General features: G+C 30.6%; 19 protein-coding genes. 2 read left to right on the top strand and 17 right to left on the bottom strand.

What is annotated here, in order from left to right:
• Positions 1–241 precede the first annotated feature (241 nt).
• The 10 genes from L2Z92_RS17470 to L2Z92_RS17425 form a co-directional block, all read right to left on the bottom strand.
• The gene (locus L2Z92_RS17470) at positions 242–1,045 is read right to left on the bottom strand and encodes a tetratricopeptide repeat protein (RefSeq protein WP_236455883.1); all 804 of its coding nucleotides are present in this window, start codon (positions 1,043–1,045) and stop codon (positions 242–244) included.
• Positions 1,046–1,049: 4 nt separating this feature from the next.
• Positions 1,050–2,159: a chromate efflux transporter gene (gene chrA / locus L2Z92_RS17465; protein ID WP_236455882.1), complete on the bottom strand. Its 1,110-nt coding sequence runs from the start codon at positions 2,157–2,159 to the stop codon at positions 1,050–1,052.
• A complete protein-coding gene (locus tag L2Z92_RS17460) occupies positions 2,152–2,508 on the bottom strand; it encodes a hypothetical protein (protein WP_236455881.1) in 357 nt (118 codons plus the stop codon). Before L2Z92_RS17460 ends, chrA begins: the two co-directional genes overlap by 8 nt.
• A 55-nt stretch (positions 2,509–2,563) precedes the next feature.
• Positions 2,564–3,316 (bottom strand): LytR/AlgR family response regulator transcription factor, encoded by a 753-nt coding sequence (locus tag L2Z92_RS17455; protein ID WP_236455880.1) that lies wholly within the window; start codon positions 3,314–3,316, stop codon positions 2,564–2,566.
• Positions 3,313–4,332 (bottom strand): sensor histidine kinase, encoded by a 1,020-nt coding sequence (locus L2Z92_RS17450; RefSeq protein ID WP_236455879.1) that lies wholly within the window; start codon positions 4,330–4,332, stop codon positions 3,313–3,315. Before L2Z92_RS17450 ends, L2Z92_RS17455 begins: the two co-directional genes overlap by 4 nt.
• Positions 4,333–4,404: 72 nt before the next feature.
• Positions 4,405–5,139 carry a hypothetical protein gene (locus tag L2Z92_RS17445; protein ID WP_236455878.1) on the bottom strand — a complete coding sequence of 245 codons (735 nt, stop codon included), beginning with the start codon at positions 5,137–5,139 and terminating at the stop codon, positions 4,405–4,407.
• Positions 5,140–5,364: 225 nt separating this feature from the next.
• Positions 5,365–7,410: a beta-N-acetylhexosaminidase gene (locus L2Z92_RS17440; protein WP_236455877.1), complete on the bottom strand. Its 2,046-nt coding sequence runs from the start codon at positions 7,408–7,410 to the stop codon at positions 5,365–5,367.
• 168 nt (positions 7,411–7,578) lie between these two features.
• A complete protein-coding gene (gene nagB, locus L2Z92_RS17435) occupies positions 7,579–9,516 on the bottom strand; it encodes a glucosamine-6-phosphate deaminase (RefSeq protein ID WP_236455876.1) in 1,938 nt (645 codons plus the stop codon).
• A gap of 69 nt (positions 9,517–9,585) precedes the next feature.
• Complete coding sequence (locus L2Z92_RS17430) at positions 9,586–11,136, bottom strand: RagB/SusD family nutrient uptake outer membrane protein (RefSeq protein WP_236455874.1); 1,551 nt, start codon at positions 11,134–11,136, stop codon at positions 9,586–9,588.
• A 9-nt stretch (positions 11,137–11,145) separates the two neighbouring features.
• A complete protein-coding gene (locus L2Z92_RS17425) occupies positions 11,146–14,187 on the bottom strand; it encodes a SusC/RagA family TonB-linked outer membrane protein (protein ID WP_236455872.1) in 3,042 nt (1,013 codons plus the stop codon).
• A 431-nt stretch (positions 14,188–14,618) separates the two neighbouring features.
• Between L2Z92_RS17425 and L2Z92_RS17420 the strand changes: the two genes are divergently transcribed.
• Together L2Z92_RS17420 and L2Z92_RS17415 are read left to right on the top strand one after the other, a co-directional pair.
• Positions 14,619–15,593, top strand: a complete 975-nt coding sequence (locus L2Z92_RS17420; protein ID WP_236455871.1) for a sensor histidine kinase — start codon at positions 14,619–14,621, stop codon at positions 15,591–15,593.
• Positions 15,583–16,284 (top strand): LytR/AlgR family response regulator transcription factor, encoded by a 702-nt coding sequence (locus L2Z92_RS17415; RefSeq protein WP_236455869.1) that lies wholly within the window; start codon positions 15,583–15,585, stop codon positions 16,282–16,284. Before L2Z92_RS17420 ends, L2Z92_RS17415 begins: the two co-directional genes overlap by 11 nt.
• A 55-nt stretch (positions 16,285–16,339) precedes the next feature.
• Here L2Z92_RS17415 and L2Z92_RS17410 read toward each other — a convergent pair whose 3' ends face one another.
• From L2Z92_RS17410 to L2Z92_RS17380, 7 genes are all read right to left on the bottom strand, one after another.
• On the bottom strand, positions 16,340–17,116 hold the full coding sequence (locus L2Z92_RS17410; RefSeq protein ID WP_236455867.1) for an RDD family protein: 777 nt from the start codon (positions 17,114–17,116) through the stop codon (positions 16,340–16,342).
• Positions 17,117–17,127: 11 nt separating this feature from the next.
• Positions 17,128–17,559 (bottom strand): inner membrane protein YiaA, encoded by a 432-nt coding sequence (gene yiaA, locus L2Z92_RS17405; RefSeq protein ID WP_236455865.1) that lies wholly within the window; start codon positions 17,557–17,559, stop codon positions 17,128–17,130.
• 337 nt (positions 17,560–17,896) lie between these two features.
• On the bottom strand, positions 17,897–18,088 hold the full coding sequence (locus L2Z92_RS17400; RefSeq protein WP_236455863.1) for a hypothetical protein: 192 nt from the start codon (positions 18,086–18,088) through the stop codon (positions 17,897–17,899).
• 90 nt (positions 18,089–18,178) lie between these two features.
• Positions 18,179–18,583: a hypothetical protein gene (locus L2Z92_RS17395; protein WP_236455861.1), complete on the bottom strand. Its 405-nt coding sequence runs from the start codon at positions 18,581–18,583 to the stop codon at positions 18,179–18,181.
• A gap of 134 nt (positions 18,584–18,717) precedes the next feature.
• A complete protein-coding gene (locus L2Z92_RS17390; protein WP_236455859.1) occupies positions 18,718–19,809 on the bottom strand; it encodes a toxin-antitoxin system YwqK family antitoxin in 1,092 nt (363 codons plus the stop codon).
• 7 nt (positions 19,810–19,816) lie between these two features.
• Positions 19,817–20,389 carry an HAD family hydrolase gene (locus L2Z92_RS17385; RefSeq protein ID WP_236455857.1) on the bottom strand — a complete coding sequence of 191 codons (573 nt, stop codon included), beginning with the start codon at positions 20,387–20,389 and terminating at the stop codon, positions 19,817–19,819.
• 233 nt (positions 20,390–20,622) lie between these two features.
• A complete protein-coding gene (locus tag L2Z92_RS17380) occupies positions 20,623–20,997 on the bottom strand; it encodes a hypothetical protein (protein ID WP_236455855.1) in 375 nt (124 codons plus the stop codon).
• Between the last annotated feature and the right edge of the window lie 17 nt (positions 20,998–21,014).

The raw sequence follows: 21,014 nt of genomic DNA, 5'->3' as shown, positions 1-21,014 counted from the left end.
GTGTCCACACGGTAGGATAGTAGCGACAGCCTGTTATTGCTAGGAACGATGCAATGACAGCTATAGCGAATAGCGGGGGGAGTGTGCTGTGGGGCACTTTGGTGGTGCTCCTTAAAAAGAATAATTAATAATTTGTTGGATGCTTAAGCTATGTTTGAAAGTTTGTAATTATCCTGCATGCCAAATTAAATAGCGTTATAAATAAAAACAGCAGGATTATTTGCTTCATTATTATATGGAATTAATTGTCGGTTTTATTTACTTCTTTATATAAGTTGGTGTTTTTTAAATATTCGGTTGTTAATTCTTCGTCTGAATAGGGGATTAATTCTATTTCTATGTTATAGCACGTTAAGATGATACCCTTTGGAGATGTTCTTGCACTTTCTATCGCTTTTTCGAATTCTGTTTTGAATGATTGTTTTTTATTATTGTCGTGTAGCAATTGCATTATTTTTTCACTTGCTTGATTTTTTAACGTTGGACTTGTTGTTAATGCATGTGGTAATAGAACAACGATTGCACTATCGATTTCTTTTAGATGTATGTAGCAATCTGCAATGTAACTACTGATTTTTATTTTATTTAGCTTTAAATCGGTTTCTGAACTATTAAAGTAAGGATATGTAGTTGCTGCTAATTTGTAGTATTTTAATGTTTCGGTATAGTTTTTATTGTTATAGTTGATTACTCCAATATTTGTTGCGGAATAATGTTTATAATTAGCATTGGTTTCGAATATTCCTCTAGAATGATCTTCTTCTGAATCTTTAATTTTATTATCTTCTAGTACTTTTTTATACCATTCTATCGCTAAATCTGTTTCGCCTAACTCTTGGTAAATGGTTGGAATATTATACAGGTTTTTCCCGTAATAATCGGATTTGGGGTATTCTTTAATTACTTCTTGAAAAATTGTGACTGCTTTTAGTTTTTCATCATTTTTATAATATTCAAAAGCGGTTGCTACTTTTTTCATCATTTTCTTTTGACTAATTGCTAAAAAAGAAGTGAATAGGAGGAGTAATGCGATTATTTTTTTCATAGGTTTAAATTAAAGATAGTAAATAACCAAAAATAGCGCTTGCTATAACAATGAAAGCGCTGTTCATTTTTTTAAAGACAAACACAACGATAAGGCTGAGTAGTGCTATTAGTATAGTTCTCCAGTCGGTTAGGGTGTCTTTTCCCATTTCAATACAAACGGCTACAATTAAGGCAACTGCTGCAATGTTGACAGCATCGAGAAATGAAGCTATGGCTTTGGATTTCCTCATTTTTGGAATGATTGGGTTAAGGATGGCTACGAATATAAATGAGGGTAGAAATATTCCAATAGTAGCGGCTATTGCTCCCCAAAATCCGTTGAGTTGCCAACCGATAAATGTGGCTGTGGAAAGTACGGGCCCAGGTGTAAACTGTCCAACGGCTACAGCATCTATTAGTTCTTGTCGGGTGAGTAGTCCTGTGCTTACTAATTCGGCATCTAGAAAGGCAAACAGTACATAGCCACCACCATATAATAGTGCTCCTACTTTTAGGAATGCCCATAATACTTTTAAACTACTTGCCGATGCAGTAATTTGAAACAGTACTAATGGTGTGAAACTGTTTAGGTTGTTTTTTGAATTTTTAAAGTGATAGATCATTATGCCAATACTACCACAGGTAAAAAGGGCTATAATTTCGTGTACTCCTAATAAACAGGCAATTAGTGTTAGTACACCCAATATACCTAGTGTTGTGTTTTTTAGGGCTTTTTTGCCTAATGTATATACTGCACCAATAATAATGGCAATAACTGCGGGTTTGATGCCGTATAGAAAGGGTTGCACATTTGGCAATTGTCCGTATTCTTGATACAACCACGCGAATAGCATGGTTATTACTACAGCAGGGAAAACGAAGCATACTCCTGCAACAATTAATCCTTTCCAACCCGCTCTTTCGTGTCCGCAATGCATGGTCATTTCGGTAGAGTTGGGACCAGGAATTAAATTGGTAGCGCCCACCATATCTAGAAAATGTTGTTGCGTTATCCATTGTCTTTTTTTGACCACTTCGTCTTCCATCATGGCAATGTGTGCTGCTGGACCTCCAAAAGCTATGCTTCCTAGTTTGAAGAAGAGTAGGGCTACTTCTTTTAGGTTTTTATTCATTTTGATTGCTATTTTCTAGTTCATCAAGTCTTTTATTCTCTTTGGTGGTTTTGTCACTATTTCTATTCATTAGTTGCATTCCAATTATTATGCATATGAATAAATAGCTAATGTTATTTTGTATGGTGGTTCTTGCTTCGTTCATTAACATTTCTAACTCCAATTGCTTTTTTACTATTTGTATGTCAGAATCTTTATTAATAGCTATATATATGCTGTTTTCTATGGTATCTAGTGTATTACTGATGTTTATAATAAAGTAACTAATTGCTATACCGAATAGGATAACTATACTTATTCTTATGAAGAAGAGTTGGTTTAGTTTTGGATATTGGGTGAAATTAGTCATTTTGCTTTTCTTTTTTCAAAGATAGGATTGTGTAGTGTTTTATAAAAAAGTTTTGTTATTTTTCTAACCAACGTTTAAATTGTGGTGTAATGGATGTGCTAGTGGTTAGTTTGTTTTTATAGTTTTTAATTTTAATGAGTAATCGATCATTAAAATAGGTTTCTATTTTTTGAATATAATTGAGGTTTATAATTTCGCTTCTATTGATTTGAAAAAAAATGTTTGGATCTAATTGTGCGACCAAGTCGCTTATTTTGTCTCTAAAAGTATGTTCTTTTCCATCTTCGTCAATTGCAATACATTTTCCAGCATCGGTGAGTAGGGCGGCTATGTTTTTAGTGTTTAGAATAGTTATTTCATTATTGTTTTTAATAATGATTCGCTCTTTATAGTTAGCTGTACTTTTGAGTAGTGTAGTAGCAATTTTTTCCCAATCTTGTTGCTTTTCATTGCCTTTTAGGTTTTGAAATTTATGCATGGCTGCTTCGAATCTTTTGTAACTAATTGGTTTTAAAAGATAGGCAATTCCGTTACTATCGAAGGCATCTTGATAGAACGTATCGTAGGCAGTTGTAAATATTATGGGCGCAGCAATTTTGTTTTCTTTTAATAACGAAAATACATTGCCGTCTAATAATTCAATATCTGAGAAAACAAGATCAACACTATTGTTTTGAAGTAACCAATCTTCTATTGCTGCTTTACTCTTTAAATGTGCAACAATTTGTAATGTAGCATCATACCTATGAATGTGGTTAACAATAGTTTCTGCGTTTAAATCTTCATCTTCTATAATGAGTACTTTCATTGTATAATGGGTATTTTGACGATATAATGTGTGCTTGTGGTTTCGAATGTTATGCTTTGATTGAACATTATTTGATATTGATTTTTCAAATATTGATTGCCTAATTTAGAGCTTTTTAATGTTTCTACAGGTCGGAATTCATTTTTTATTACGATTTGATTCTCTATGCGCTCAATAGTAATATGCAATGGCTTTTCGGTACTTCCGAAATTGTGTTTTATAGCATTTTCAAGGCACAATTGTAAGGTGCAAGGTACTATATAACCCGATTTGTCTTCAATAGAAAGCGAAAGTAGATAGGCGGTATTGAAACGCTTTTGGATTAAATTCATATAGGAATTTATAAAATCAATTTCTTCTTTTAAGCTGACAATTTCTTGTTGATTATGTTTTAAATAATAACGATACACATCTGAAAAATCATCGATGAAGTCTTCTACTTGTTCTGGTTTTTTATGGGCAAGATTAGATAAAACGCTTAGGTTATTGAATAGAAAGTGTGGTTCTAAGTTTTTTTGAAGCATTTTCGATTGAAAAAGGATTTTTTCTTTCTCTAATCGTTCAACATCTAAGGCTAATTTTTTAGCATTGGAAAAATGAAGATAAGCAATGGTGTAGCCACTAATATAAAGATGATTGGTAGTTAATCCGAAAACAATATTTCCAATAAGCATATCCAAACTGGTACTTAAATGATAGACAAAGTGACGTAGTAATGTGTAATACAGACTTGTAATACAGCTAAAAAGGAGTAGGGCTACTAAAAATGTAAGTCCAATTTTTATTACTTTTTGAGTGTATTTCTTAGCTATGAACTGCCAAGATAAATAGGTGCTAATAAAGGAAAAAAGACAGGTAATTATTCCAAATATATGATCTTCGATATTGTAGAAATTAATATCTCCAAATTTTTTGGTTTGATAAAGTGTAAATATTTGAACCGTATTAATTAGTACAATTACTACTATAACAAGAATGCTATTTTTTAGAAATGAGCGATTGTTTATGGTATTCATGCTACAAATATAAGTAATGATTGAAAAAATATAAGCGTAGTGATTGAGCTACGCTTATATTTTTTTTAAATTTTATTTTTCAAGGATTAAAAAATCTTTAACTTCTCCTTTTTCATTTAAGGTTTGAATTTTTGGTTCTCCCTTGTCATCTACATAGATCATCATTTTTGGGTTCCCTTGTGGATCACTTATGAAAAGTCCTTGCGAGTTTCCTTTTGTTTTCCCTAAGAATAGGAGGTTTTTGCTTGTGTGTTCTTTATAAATTTCGTTTAATTTAGTATTTCTAAGTTTCGTGTCTTCAATTTTATTAGCCTCTTCTATTAATTGTTTCGTTAAATTTGCTTTCGATTCATAATTGATGGCATTAATGTGAATACCACGTTGTGAAGTTAACTTACCATCTTTCACAAATTCTTGATTGGATAGTTGTAATACTTGGTCGTTTTTGTGTTGATCCATTGTAATAGACATTCCAGCTACTATTCCTTTTTCTGTTTTTTTAGCCTGATAGATTAGTCCACCACATTCGTCTCCTTCATCGTTAAAGAAAATCATTCCAGAAGGACGTTCTCTTTTTTCCCAATCTTTACCGTCCATTCGTCCAGAATGTTGTTTTTCTTTATTACTAATTACCATTCTAATGGTTCCATCGTTTTCTAAAATATTAATTCGTTTTACATTGATTTCTTCAAAGTTTTCAATTTTATTTATTTTATGGAAAGAAAATAAAACTAACGAAGTTAATAGTACCGTCATTATTGTAGCATAAGCTGTAAGGAATCTTAATTTTTTTGCAGTTGTTCTCATTTTTATTTTTGATTATTAATTATGAGACAAATCTATAGGAAGAAGTTATTTTTTGAAATTGAAAATAGATGAATTGGGGAATTTATGAATTGAAATAGGGGAAAAGTGAGGTGAATGATTTTGAATAGTTATTTTGGTTGGAGTAAATAAAAAAAGGCAAAGGAATTTTTCCCTTTGCCTTTCCCTTCTTTTGATTAATCTTTTCTAACTATTATGAAAACGAAATTATAGGCTACCTAACAATTTCTTTAAAGAAGGGGAAACCGCTAATTCAATATCGGCATGATTTTTTGATTCGCATTTGGCTAATAGTTTAGTCAATTGCTCTTTGTTTATTTTTTGTTGTTGTGTTAGTATCCTTTTAAATTCATTTGCTATGTCACTAAGATTTTGTGAAACTGGAAGTAATGGCTGAATTAATGGTGCGTTTGTACTTAACAGCTTTAGTTCTTCATGGTTTTGTATCCATAAATCAAAATAATAGATAAGTGCTTGCGTATTTTCTGGACTTTTATTTTTGATATAGTTTGTGGTTCTTTTTTCAAAAATAAAGGCATCTTCTGCATCTGGAGTGCAAGCATCGGCAAAGAGTGTAAAAGGGGAGTAGCTTTGATATTCTGTTCCTTCTTTGTTTCGAGTATATATTTTTAAAGGTTCGCATACTTTGGATAAAACATCTAAAGCATGTATATCTTGATTGTTTGCAATATTTCTTAATAGTACGCTTTTGTTTTTGATATGTTGCACACCAAGTTCTTCTAATCTAAAGGAAACATTGACGATTCTTTTTCTCATAAAATCAACATCGGTAATAGTACTATTCGACCATAGTCTTTCTGCTATAGCTGCTGTTCTTGGCCAAATGCGAGAATCTATTGTTGCAGGTGTAACAAGTTCGCCCCACATAGTGGCTTCTCCACCCAATATTCTGCTCTTTTCTTCTGTTGTTAGGTTGGCTTTTTCATCGATGAGCATTACGTTATAATGTTCATCAATGCCTAATGCCAAATCGATATAGAATCCGTTAGATAATACGGTTTTATATCCCGATTTTGCGGCATTAATTAGCGATTCTCCCGCATGTAGTCCTTCATTGACACCTCTCCAAGAATGTATAATGGCATTTTTGCTCATGTTGGGTGTCATTATTTCTTCCCAACCCATCACTTCTTTATTGTTGGTTTGCAAAATTTTTAATAGTTTCATATTAAAATAGGTTTGCAAATCATGGTTGGTTTTTAATTGGTGTTCTTTTTTGAAAGCCGCAATTTTTGGATTAGCATCCCAATCTTTGCCTTCGTTTTCATCGCCTCCAATGTGAAAATAGTTGAAAGGAAATAGTGCACATACCTCATCAAATATTTGTTGTAAAATGATATATGTTTTAGGGTTTGTTGGGTCTAGTGTTGGGTCGAAAATACCTGCATTTCTTTCTAGAGTATATGTTTTTATTGTTTTGTCCTTGTTGTAAAAACTACCAATTTCTGGAATTGCAGTTAGTATTGCAGTAGCATGTCCTGGAACATCTATTTCTGGTATAACCATTATTCCTCTTTCAGCAGCATAGTTTACAATATATTTAATGTCTTCTTGGGTATAGAATAATCCGTCGGAAGCTTGTTTTGTTAATTGTGGCAGACTTTTAATTTCGACTCTCCATCCTTGATCATCGGTTAAATGCCAATGAAAAATGTTTAGTTTTAAGGCTGCCATAGCGTCTATATTTCTAGTAATCACTTCGATTGGTTGAAAATGTCTTGCTACATCGATCATTAAGCCTCTCCAAGTAAATTGTGGTGCATCATTTATGGTTAAAGCAGGAAACACAAATTGGCCATCTTGTACAGTTAATAGTTGTAAAAGGGTTTCTAATGCATGCATCGCTCCTAAATCGGAAGTTGCATCAATAGTGATATTTTTTGGTGTAATTTTTAATTGATAACTTTCATCTTGACTAATGTCAATTTTTCCTTGTTGCAAACAATTGATTTGTAATTGTGCATTGGGTTTTTGATTTGAGCTTGTAGTGTAACTTTGGGTAAAGAAATTCCCTGTTCTACCATCTAAACGTCTTAAAAAACGTGTGGCATAGCTATAAATGCGAGGATTTGGATTTCCTGTAATATTAATATTGAAATCTTTTGTTATTTGGAAAGTTCCATCATGTAGTCTAATATTTTGTGGCCAAGGCATGAGGCTCAATTTATCTATATTGATTTGTTGCGCACATGTAGTGTAGCTTATTAATAGGAATAGGTATAGGTATTTCATCAATTTGTTATTATCAACTTTATTCTATGAATTAATGGGCTTTTTTAAATAAAAAGGCTGTTCAAAAAGACTACTATTATGTCATTTATAACAAAAGTATTGAATCTAATACTCTTGTTTTTTACTTTTTGAACAGCTTATTTTTGTTTAAATGGTGTTTGTTTTTACTTAATAATCGAATCGTTTAAACGCTTCAATAGCTTCATATTCGGGCAAACCTAAAAAGTCATAAAGTTTGGCTGTGTTCTTGTTTCTATCTTCTGCTCTTACCCAAAATTCTCTTGAATCGTTTCCTTGAAACATTACTCTGTCTTTTTGAGATTGGTGCGATAAAATAGCATATCTTTTTATTAATACTTCATCTGGACTTAGCGGTACAGCCATATCTATTTCGTGCGTATCCCATTCGTGCCAAGCTCCTCTATATAACCATAACCAGCAATCATTCATATACGACTGATTTTTTAAGTTTTTCATAGCTGCGAAAATCGCATTTAAACAAATTTCATGCGTTCCATGAGGATCGGCAAGATCTCCCGCTGCAAAAACCTGATGGGGCTGTAATTCTGAAATGATATTTTCTATAATTTCTACGTCTTTACTTCCAAGTGGGTTTTTCTTAATTTGTCCTGTTTCATAAAAAGGAAGGTCTAAGAAATGTATGTTTTCATCTTTTAACCCTAATAAACGTGTAGCTGCATAAGATTCTCTTCTTCGAATGAGTCCTTTTAGTTTTCTAACATCTAGTGCGTCTATTTGGTTCTCTTTTTTATTTCTTAAAAATTCAATTACCTTGAGAAAATTGATACTTTCTTTGTTATCGCCACTAAAATCATTGGCAACTTCGGCAAATTTTAATGCTTCATGATCTGTTACAGCAATGTTTCCAGAGGTTTGATAAACAACATGAACATCATGTCCTTGTTTAATTAATTTGTAAAATGTTCCACCCATTGAAATTACATCATCATCGGGATGCGGACTAAAAATGATAACTCTTTTTTTGTCTGGTAGTGCACGTTCAGGTCTATTGGTATCGTCTGTATTTGGTTTTCCACCAGGCCAACCTGTAATGGTATGTTGTAGTACATTAAACATATTAATGTTTAAATCATAGGCTGAACCTTCTAATGCTAAAAGATCCGACATTCCGTGGTTGTTGTAATCTCTATCAGTAAGTTTAAGTATTGACTGATTGGTTTGCTGGCACAACCAAACAATCGCTTTTCTTTTTAATTCTTGTGTCCATTTGCATTCGCCCACTAACCATGGTGTTTTGAAGCGCGTAAGTTGTGATGCTGCAAAAACATCGAGTATAAATGTAGTATTGTTATGATTTTGTAAAAATGTTGCAGGAATATCCGAACTAATTTCTCCTTGTATGGTTGTCGTAATAACATCGGCTTTGTTTTCTCCCCATGCTAATAATACGATTCTTTTCGATTTTAGAACGGTAGACACTCCCATAGTAATGGCTTTTTTGGGCACATTACTTATTCCGTTGAAAGCAGATGAAGCGTCTGAACGTGTTACATGATCTAGCGTAATAATTCGTGTTCCAGAATTTACGTGTGATCCTGGTTCGTTGAATCCGATGTGTCCTGTTCTACCAATTCCTAATAATTGAAAATCAAGACCGCCAACTGTTTTTATACTCATTTCGTAATCAATGCAATATTGATTGATTTCATCTATAGCAACCGTTCCATCTGGAATATTAATGTTCTCTGGCTTAATATCTATGTGATTGAACAAATGTTCGTGCATGAAATAGTGGTAGCTTTGATTATTTTCCTTTGTCATTGGATAATACTCATCTAGATTAAATGTAATTACATTATGAAAGCTTAATCCTTCTTCTTTATGCATTCTTACTAATTCTTCATATACTTTTACGGGTGAAGATCCAGTAGCTAATCCTAAAACACAGTTTTTGCTTTCTTTTTGTTTTGTTTGTATTAAAGTTGCAATTTCATGAGCTACAACAATAGAGGCATCTGTTGCGTTTTTAAATATGGCATTATGAATTTTTTCGAATCGAGTTTCTTCAAAGTGACCAACACTTTTGTAACTGATGTCTGGTTTAATGTCTAAAACATTTTTCATATTTTTTCTTTTTGAAATTTTTTATTCTAAAACGACATAAGGGTTTTACTTATGTCGTTTATACAGCAATTAGAAGTTTGAACCCGTTGTGTCCCACCACAATCTCGTTGCTCCGTTATCGGGACCGTTTAATTTACTCACTCCAGAAGCCACTCCTGCAGCATTTGCATTTACTTCGGATATAGGGAAATTAATTCTGCGAACCCCTAAATTAGAGTCAATTATACCACCACTTGTGTTTTTTATTACTGGAAATAATTTTGGATATCCTGTTCTTCTATGTTCCGACCAAGCTTCTTGTCCGTCTGGAAAACAAGCAATCCATTTTTGTGTAATTATTCGTTCTAGTTTTAATTCATTAGTATCTATATCATTCCATTCTATTGTAATTGTGCTTACAGCATTTGTATTATTTACAGCATAACCTGGTGCAGTATCAACATAGTTTGTAGGTACACTACTGTTATCTGCCAAATAAGCTGTTGCATTTGTTGCTGCATGTTGCTCAAATGATTTTTTCACACCTTCTTCATATAATAGTTGAGAAATACCACCCATATTCCAGCCTCTTAATGCACCTTCTGCTCTTAAGAAATAAACTTCTGCAGCTGTCATGAATGTAATTTTCGACACAATTTCGTCTGATAATCCAGAAAAATCTTGATGATCACTTTTTGAAATAATATTGATTCCTGTTCTTACTCCTTTATATTCAGTAGGAAATTGTACTGATTCTTTAAAGTATTTGCTCAATCTTGGATCTGAATAGCCAACTAAAATAGATTCCATATCGGCTGACATTCTAATATCTTTCCATCCTTCACTAATTACACCTACTGGATGTGGTATATTTAAAGATAAGATTTCATTGTTTTCTGTAATTACTCCTATAGTATGTGCAAATGATTTTTCAGCTTCAGTTTTTGCTAACACTGGATTAATCTTTGTAATTCTCATGGCTAATCTTAAGCGAAGGGAATTACCGAATTTTACCCATTTAGTCATATCTCCAGCATATACTGTTTTATCTACACCTGCTAAGTTGGAAGGTTCTCCACTTTGAATTTTATTTGTTAAATGTGTAATTGCTGTTTCTAAATCGGTAAACATAGCGTTGTATATTTCTTCTTGAGAATCATAAGATACTGGAAGTACACCTGTGCCATATTGTGAATAGACAGCTGGACCAAAAGTGTCGGTTACTTTATGCATAGCTTGTACTTTTAGTAGTAATGATAGTGCATAAAAATCATTTTGAACATTTTTGGTTTTTCGTTCAATTGCATCGGTAAAAGCGATTATATTTTTGTAGGTTGGTGCCCAAGCAAAATCATTCCAACCATCAATTAAATTATAGGTACTATTGTTACTCCCTCCTGCAAAACCTGTTGGTGTTGCCATGTAACCAGACCATAGATCGGCGTTTAAATTTTGTTGCAATTGATATTGCCATTCTGGTTTTGCTATTACAATGTTTGAATAGATACCTTTAAACAAATCGGGTAATGTAATTTCAGATTGTCCCGTTGAATTTGTATTAATTGCTTCAAAGTCTTCTGTACAACTAAATAAGTTGAATACGGCAACGACTATTACTATTTTTATAAATTGTTTTTTCATTTTCTTAGATTAAAAAGTTACATTTAAGTTTAAACCAAGACTTCTAGTACTTGGTATTCCGTAGATGTCTACACCTTGTAAACCTTCCCCTGTACTTAAAGACAAGTTCGGATCGAATGGTGCTTTTTTATAGAAGAAAAATAAATTTCTACCAATTAAAGATAAAGACGCAGAGTGTATTAATCCTGATTTTTTAGGAGTGAAGGTATAGCCTAAAGAAAGTTCTCTTAATATTACGTTTGTAGCATCATAGATATATTCTCCTGCTACTCCGTTTCGTCCACCAACAAATTTATAATATTCTTCTGCTGTAAATGTTGTTGTGGCTGGAACACCAGAAGCACTAACAGTTTGCAATGTTACACCTCCGTTATTTCTTGCATCGGCAGTAGCTTGTGAAACCCCATAGAAATCATTTATAGACTCTGTTAAGCTTAAAACATCGCCACCAAAACGTCCGTCTATTAATAGATTTACATTTACTTTACCAATTTTAAAGTTATTGGCTAAACCTAACATAAAGTCTGGGTTTGCATTTCCTATTTCTTCAAAAGTATTATTGTATTGTAAAGAACCATCTGTAGCTAATATTGCTCTTCCTTGTTCGTCTTTTCTTAATGTTCTTCCTTGAATAACTCCAAAAGGTCTTCCTTCTACTAAAGAATATTGATAGCCATTGTTACCCGCAATTGTTAATGCTACTTCGTTACCTAAATCGGCAGGAATGCTCTCAACTGTGTTTTTATTGTGTGAATAATTAAGGATTGTTTTCCAAGAAAATTTATCATTTTCGATGATTCTTGCATCTGCTATAAGTTCAATTCCAGTATTTCTAATGCTTCCACCATTTATACCAAAGAAACTTGCAGATGAGGCTGATAAAGGTGCAGGGATGTAGAATAATTGATTTTTAGTTTTCGAATTGTAATAAGATAATTCAAAGCCAAATCTGTTTTCAAAAAGTCGCCATTCTGTACCAATTTCAAATTCCGATTTTAATTCCGATTTATAATCTGCACCAAATAAAGGTCTTGTATTTGGGAAGTTTGGATTACCAGTAACAGGATCAATAGTATATTGTGGCACTGTTATATAGGATGATACATCATTACCAACTTCTGCATAGGACATTCTAATTTTTCCATAGTTTACAAATTTGGGCATTTCTATTACTTCAGATATAATGTTTGATACACCAACTGATTTATAGAAGAAACCAATACTAGAAGTGTTAACTAATGCTGATGACCAGTCTTTTCTTCCACTCACATCAAAAAACAGGTAATCTTTATATCCTATGTTTGCTGTTGCAAAAACCGATTGTATTTCTTTTGTTCCAGCATCTATTTGACGACTTCCTCGTATACTATTAAAGTTTGAAAGTGTAAACCAGTTAGGAGAAGCTAACCCTTCTGTAATTCCTGAATCTAACCAAGTACCTTTGTTGTTTGAGTTTTTTAATAAACTTGAACCAATGTTTGTAGTAAAACTAAAGTCTTCATTAAAATCGGTATCAATTGTTGCAATTAAATCACCATAATTTTGAGAACTTACTAAATCATAGAATATATATCTACCATTTTCATGTGAAAGTGTTGCTGCAGAAGTAGCATATATTTTCTTGTCGAATGAATTGGATACACTGCTATAACTATATCTTGAAGCTACTTTCAACCAAGTATTGATAGTATAATCTAAACTAAGTGAAGCCATTAGAAAACGGTTTTTATCGATCGTTTTATTTCTATGGATTAACCAATATGGATTTTGTTGAAATTCATCGGGAGTAGTATTCCAATTTTGTTCTGGTATATCTAATTGCGCATTGTAATTTTCATAATTATTACTATAATTATTAAAATCATTATTTCTGTTCATAGTATACAAACCAGTCAAAGGGTTGTTATACAGTCCACTCGTAGGTTTATTGTAAATCTTTTGATTAGCATAGGTTACTAATGCACTGATGTTTAATTTGTCGTTGAAAAACTTTGTGTTTTGCTTGAGTGAAAAGTTGTTTTTATTTAAACTATTTTCTGGTAATATTCCCGATGCCCTTGTGTTAGCAAACGATAACATTGATGTTCCTAAAATACTACTTCCTGTATAGTTTACCGAAGTGGTTTGTGTTACTCCTGTATTGAAAAAGTTGTTCACATATTCTTTGCTTTGTCCAGCTGGTCCCCAAGACTCTTGTGCATTGTCGGCTACTGCTAAATAGGAGTTTTGTAGTTTAGGTAAAGATAATGGCTGCTCAAAAATAGAGGTAGACGTAATTTTGATTGTTGGTTTTCCTGTATTTCCTTTTTTTGTGGTCAATAATATAACACCTCGTCCTCCCTGTGTACCGTAAAGAGCAGAAGCTGCTGCTCCTTTAAGTACAGACATGTTTTCTATATCATCTGGATTAATTAAAGAAATAATATCTCCACCATCTCTGTTTCCAGTTCCTGTATCACCAAATACTTCATTTGGTTGACTTGGAGATACATTATATAACGGTATTCCATCTACAACATATAAAGGCTGATTGTTTATTATAGATGAGTTTCCCCTAATTATAACTTTTGTAGAACCACCTGTTCCACCTGCACTTCTTGTTATTGCAACACCTGCAATTTTACCTGCAATTGTGTTTACAATATTAGCGTCTTTTACTCTTGTTAATTCTTCGTTTTTAACTTCTTGAGTAGAGTAGGTCAATGATTTTTTGGATTTTTTAATGCCTAATGAAGTTACAACTACTTCATTTAATCCTGTTACTATAGATTCTTTTAGCTGTACATTAATTTCAGTTTGATCTTGAACAATAATTTCTTTGGTTTCAAACCCAAGATAGGATATTACTAGTGTTTGTCCTTTGTTTACATCAATAGAAAAGTAACCATCAAAATCACTAATAGTACCTTTTTTTTCTCCTTTAATAATTATGTTTGCCATATTTAAAGGTAGACCAGTCATGTCTGTGACTTGTCCTTTTATTTTTTTTACCTGTGCTACAACGCTTTGCAGAGTAAAAAAAAGTAGAGTAATTAAAATTACTTTTTTCATGTTATATAGTTTGTTTTTTTGTTAGTCATACTGTAAATATATTTTTAACTATTGTTTTAAAAAAATTATTTAAACCAACAACATTAAAATTTCAACGAACGGTGATTTTTTATCAATAATGTTTTATAAAAGCATTTTTTTATTTAATAAAAGATGTAGTATCTCTGTTTATTTTTGTTTAAATTATAATTTTTTTCTATAAATAATAAAAAATAGTGCTTTTAATTGTTAAAAAAGTTGTTTTTTTGTTTTTTTTACAGAAAATAAAAGCAGAGGTTTTTTTTATTTTTTTTTAATGATAAAAGAATATTATATTTTGTCTAATTATGAATGTCTTTCAATTTAAATCTTTTTTTGCAGGTAAAAATAGGTATGATAGACCTAAAATTCCGTTTAGGTATCATTTATGGTTTTGGCTATTTTATTTTTTTATGAATTTTATTAGGTGGGGTGCTTATTTTGATGATTACAGTTATTCTTTGAAATCTAATATTCTTGAATTTATAATTCATATTCCTTTTGCTTATTTTAATTTGTATTTTTTACTGCCAAAGTTTATTTTAAATCATAAGTATAAAGAGTATTTGTTTTGGCTTTTTGCAAGTATTTTTTTAGCTTACATGATTCGAACTTTTTTAACCTACTATCTAATTACTGAAGATATTTGGCCAGAAACAAACAAAGATTATAAACCTTATAATATTAATTATATTGTTGCTGTAGTAATAGGAGAGTTATATGTTTTAGCAATTGTTACTTCTGTTTATCTTACTATGGTTTGGATTAATGAAAGAAACAGAAATAAGGCATTAATAGAGAGTCAATTAAAAATTAAACTAGAGTTTTTAAAAAATCAAATTCAACCTCATTTCTTTTTTAATACATTGAATAATTTATATTCTTTGTCGTTGCAGTCATCTTCAAAGGTTCCCGAGGTAATAATTAAGCTTTCAAAATTAATGGAATATGTTTTATATGATATTAATGATGTTCAATGCGTTCCGTTGTTAAAAGAAATTGAATATATTAGTAATTATATTGAAATTGAAAAATTACGTTTCTCCGATGTAGTTTCTATTTTTAATATTGAATCTGAAATTGAGAACGTACAAATTCCACCGCTTTTACTGATTTCTTTTATCGAAAATGCATTTAAACATGGTGGTGTAAACAATAAAAACTTAATAATAAAGTTGAATGTTCAAATTATAGAGGAACAATTACATTTTGTAATTATTAATAATTTTAATCCAGATACGAAGACAAAATTGAAAGGTGGAATTGGGATGAATAACCTTCAAAAAAGATTAGAATTGTTATATAAATCGGGCTTTATTTTAGAAGAAAAGGTTAAATTTAATTATTTTATAATTCGATTACAAATACCATTACAGTATGAAGATTAATTGTGTCCTGATTGATGATGAACCATTAGCTTTGAATGTTTTAGAAAAATATTTTGAAGCATTTCCAGATTTTGAAATTGTTGGAAAATTTGATAATGCATTAGAAGGACTCACTTTTTTAAATGCAAATCAGCAGGTTGATGTATTATTTGTAGATATAAAAATGCCTGTTATGACAGGTTTCGAATTGATTAATCTATTGAAATTTAAATCGTTTGTAGTAATAACAAGTGCTTTTAGAGAGTTTGCAGCAGAGAGTTATGATTTAAATGTTTTAGACTATTTAGTTAAGCCTATTCCTTTTTCCAGGTTTGCAAAGTGTATTGATAAATTACTTTTAGAATTTAATGTTAAGAATAATTTAAAGATTGATCCTGTTTCAGAATCCTATTTTTTTGTAAAAGTTGATAAAAAGATGATTAAAATTAATTTAAATCAGATTTTGTTTATTGAAGGAATGAAGGAGTATATAAAAATTATTACAATTGATAAAACATATATTACGCACAAATCATTGTCATCTTTATCGGAAGAATTGTCTGAGTTGAATTTTATTAGAGTCCATAAATCCTATACAATTGCTATTGATAAAGTCGATTTTATTGAAGGAAATAGAATTCAAATAAAAAATTACACCATACCCATTGGAAGAAATTTCGCTAAGGATGTAAAAGTTCGAATTTTAGAATAAAAAAACTGAAATATCTTTTTCAAAATATTTCAGTTTGGTAATTTTATTGAACTCTTTAATATAAATTTTTTATTTCTTCTATTTTCCACTCTCCATTAGGTTCTTTGGTTAAATGAGTAAAAACATTAACATTCTTTTTAGTTCCTTGCACTTCAATTGTTAATTGCGCATTACCATAACCATTTCTAATATTTATATTTCCCATTGGCATCATTCCATAGCCAGTAATTTTACCAACTTCGCTAATAATGGCATCATTTTGTTCAATTTCTTGTATCGAAACTTTATAAGCATCTGAATTTTTCATAACAGCACTTAAGAAAAAAACAAAAGAAGCAATAAAACAGAGAACTATTGCAATTAACGGAACAATACGAACCATCTTTGTTGGTTTGTTTGGGTTTTTTACAACGATAGTTTTTGCAAATTTATCACCTAAACGTTTTTTATCTGTGCTTGCTGCTAAAATTATAAACTCTACGGGCCAAACAATAATTGGAATATTTCTTAGAAATAATCTTCCTATCGAAGGAACTTCATTTGCATTTTTTTCATCTCTAACTCTAATTCCCATTACCCATTTTCCAATACTTACGCCATTAATACAGTCTTTAGCCATATATAGAAGCATGGTAATTAGCATTACAGAAGCGAATGTCATTCCAACTTGGACAAAGTTCTCATTTTCTATAAAGTTCGGACCAAGTAGTAGAAAAACAATTCCAATTGTAGCAAAAGACATTACTAAATGATCAATCAAATAGGCTACGATTCTTCTTTTTCTACTTGCTAATGCAATGCTTTCTACTTCTCTAAAGGTAGTGTTTTCCAATTTTATGAGATTTAGTATTGTTGTTCTTTTTCTTCTTTTTCTTCTTTTTTGTTAACCGTAAGATTTTGGTTATCACGTGTATTTTTTTGAACTGTGATGGCTCCAAAAATCGCTAGTAAGAATGAAAAAGCATAGAATCCTTTTTCGCTAGATAATAGGGTAGCGTTCCACAGCCCAATAACTAATAACGAAATAGATAGGAGAGTAGCAAACCAACAAATTCCATAGTATAAATCGGTTACAGGAATATCTTCTAGTTTATCTCTCACACTTTTTTGTAGTGATACAACCGCAAATAGACCAAACATTAGGATTGTGAAATAATATCCTTTTTCGTTCAATAGCATTTCAGCTCTAAATAGTCCAATTAAATAGCCTATCATACCTGCTCCAAGAGCAACCCATGATGCTGCGACGAATGCATTTGATGGTTTTTGATTCATACAATGTAAATTTTTAATTTTTTATAATCATAGTATAGAACTTTCATTTTCACAAGAAATTCTACATATTTTCGATTCTTAGTAGGGATAAATGTAAGTTATTTTTTATTGAATTTAAAAATTTGTTAACTCAATTTTAAGAAAAGAGATATTTTTAGCACTTATTTTATTGAAAAATACGGGAATAAAAATCTATTATTTTCTCATTTTCTTTTTACGTTTTTTCTGTCTTTTCTTTTTTTCCAATTTCCTCAATGCTTCTTTTTCTTTTTTTCTTATGATGAGATATTCATATTCTGTGTCATCAAGTCTAGCTCTTTCTTCTAAGACTTCTTTTTTATTTAGTAAAGATTAAAAGAGAGCCAATTATTTTTGCTCCAAAAGGAGTAAGAATACCTTCTCCATAACTCGATCTTGAAAAAGTAATACTACTTGAACTGCTTTCATAATAGTCCATAATATACCCTAACAATAGTATGAAAACACCACCAATTAGAGACAGCCAGTATGCGATTCTATAACTCTGCATTTAATGTTTGTAAAAGTTTAAAAAATAATAATAGCGAATAAAAGCAAAAAGATGCACTATAAAACAAATTTAACATACTCCTTTTGCATATTATTCTATTTTAGTAAGGGTTAATTTATCTACCCAAAAGATATCAGAATGATAAAAACGGAAAAGTTTTTTGTCTTTATGATCCATTCTTCCGCTACTATTAGTGAAGTTCAATTGGTGTTTTTCATCAAGCTCGGTTTCTTTATCAGTATAAAAATAAATGATATTTTTAATGACTTTCCAAGTGCCTTTAGCATAACTATTTTCATCGACGCTATTTAACTGACCAATATTTCTGAATGAATGAAAAGTAAAAGTACTGTCTGCTTTAATCTTTAATTCATATTCAAGCACAAACCCATCGTTGGCTTTAATTTTTTTCTCATAGTGACCAATGTAATTTGTGTTTTGAGCAGTAGTCAATGTTATGAACACTAGGGCAATAAAAAGGAATGTTTTTTTCATTTTATTTCGTTTATTGTTTTGGGATTCAATCAAAAATTATGCCCTTTTAATATTCTTTTTCTCTGTTTTACCCCTATGTCAAAGTTTTAAATTTTGACATAGGGGTAAAACTAAAAATATTAATGTGCTGTAAATTATTCAATTAGAGAATAAATAGCATCAATGGAGTATCTTTTTTCTTCAATCCAGTCCTCATTTTCTTTTCGATATACAATAAGTTGTTTGGAATAATTATTTTCTTCGTTTAAATATATAGCTTCTATTTTTTTATAAGGAATACTTTCTTTATAAAAAGTAACCATATCAAATGATGTTTGATTAATTTGTTGAATACTATCTGGAAAATCATACACGGAATAGTTGGATTCGTAATAGACTATTTCACATTTTTTCGCCCCTTTTTTATCATGATGTACCCAATGATACTCATAAAAACGATGATTTCGATCTATTCTGTTAAATGAGAAGAGTCTTTTGAGTTTTAAAATTTCTTTTCGGGTTATTTTATCAACCAAAATTTCTTTTTCAGAAAAGGTTTCTTGCTTTTTAGGACGTTTTAAACGTTTTAGAGTACCATTTTCAAAGTAAGAAACTAATTTACTTTTACCTTTCCAAGATTCATATTCTGCTAGTTTCCCTGACTCATAATAAAGTTTTTTCTCTTTTTTTCTGTAGTTTAAATCAACTTTTATTTTTCCATCTTTATAGTAATCAAGTAATCGATTACCTTTTTTGTTAGGAATTTGTAATTCAGTTAGTATACCTTCATTATCATATTTTTTTAAAGTATCAGTAAGTTGTCCATTTTCAAAAGTACCTATCGCTCTTATTTTTCCATTAGAATAATAATCTGTAACACGACCATTTGCAAGCGTATTACAAACTTTATATTCTGAAAAAGGAGGATTACTTATTGCAACAAATAATTTTAATTTCTCTAAAAAGATGGTATCTGTGGTAGTTCCAGTTTTTTTAATTTCAATCTGTTCTGAATCATAAAAGTCATAAACCAACTGAAACTCTCCTAGACTAGGTAATAGGATTTCAATATCAAAAGGTCCTTTTTTTAAATATTTTTTTTGTTTTAAATCAATAATATCCCAAATAACATTTTTATCTTCCTCGTTAGTACATTGGTTAATAAAAATAGGTTTGTAAATTATTTTCTGAGCGTGCAAAATGATAGTACTCAGGAAAAAAATCAAGAAAAACATATTATTTTTCATAATATTACTATTTTAAAGTTTTTATTTCTCTCCAATTTCGTTTCTCAATTTTTCTAACATTCTCAACCTCTTTAATACTAATAAGGTACTGTAAAAGCAACTCTAATTCTGTATCATTTGGATTGGCTAAAAACGTAGTAGGGTAGATAGCATTTCCATAATTGTATTTGCATTTTCGAGGTGTATCATCAATTATTAATATCTCTTCTAATGTTGCAAAACCTTTTTTTGCTACTTTTTTAAGTATCTTGCTATAATTCATGTGATTAAAATAATCAAACGAACCATAATCATCGATACTTTGAGAGTCAATTTGTAATGTACATTTAGAACGACCCCAAACAAATTCGAGTTGGTACTCTTTCGGAAAAATTTGACCTACAATTTCTTGCACATAATCATCTGAAGCCGACGACCAAATTGCGACTTTAAAATGTTTTTTCAATTCTAGTAGAAATGTGTCTAAAAAAGGTCTTTTATACACGAAATAATTAAATACCTTGAAATCATAACCTTCATGTATCAATGTATCGGTAGCGTGAAGTAAAGTTTCGTCTATATCGAGTATAATTAATTTCATATGCTATTTTTATGCTCCTTTATTATACTGTCAACATGTGGTTTAATAATGCTATCGATATCCATTTCTTTACCTGTCTTAGCGTTGATAAATCTAATTTTTTCTTTTTCTATTGTTACGGTTTTATTATCTGTTGGTATACCTTTTGAACTTAAAAATACAGCAAAAAATAAAATAGGCAGGTTATAAATTAATAAAATATTCTAATTAATTATATTTTATGAAATGTAAGCTTACAATAAATCTATTTGAATCTCCTTTTTTAATTCATCTATTTTTATCCAATCTGTAAAAGGTTTAGATTCAGGAAAACACTTTGTTAAATCTGCACCTTTAGTGTGTATATAAACTTTACGAGAATTATTTCCTAAGCTTAGCTTTGCTACATACTCTTTTTCTCTACATTCTTCTACTGTGAAAACAATTTTAGCATTAATTAATGTAGGAACATTTGTTTTAGTTTTTTGAGATATAGAATTTACAGAAATTTCAATAGGATATATGAAAAGCCTATCATTTAATTGGTTATTTCTAAATTCAATTCTAAGTTTATGGTTTAAATAACCCCAAAAACTTTCATTTTCAAGAGGTAAATTATCAATTGTCATAATTCAATTGGGTTTGT

Source organism: Flavobacterium jumunjinense, assembly GCF_021650975.2.
Lineage (GTDB): Bacteria > Bacteroidota > Bacteroidia > Flavobacteriales > Flavobacteriaceae > Flavobacterium > Flavobacterium jumunjinense.
This window is presented reverse-complemented; position numbering and strand designations above follow the sequence as displayed.